Here is a 228-nt window from a genome sequence, read left to right on the forward strand (position 1 = left end):
CTACGCGGTGCTCGGCATGGCGATGAGCGAGCGGCGCTCGTTCGGCGTCGCGCAACATGGCGATCAGGTGCATGCGGACGTCGCGCAGACGACCTTGAGCTTCGACGACCATCAGGTGCGCGTGTGCGGCGAGACCGAAGCCGATCTGCGCGCGCTGATCGTGCAGCGCGTGGTCGAGCAGATCGCGCTTGAAGGGCTGGCGCAGATCAGCGCCGACGAAACGCGCCG

The 228-nt window shown here is 68.0% G+C and carries 1 pseudogene; it reads left to right on the forward strand.

The window, feature by feature from the left end:
* Window positions 1-228 (forward strand): annotated as a pseudogene (locus SB816_RS35540) (hypothetical protein); the annotation flags it as partial.

Source organism: Achromobacter sp. SIMBA_011 (assembly GCF_046535435.1).
Lineage (GTDB): Bacteria > Pseudomonadota > Gammaproteobacteria > Burkholderiales > Burkholderiaceae_B > Achromobacter > Achromobacter dolens.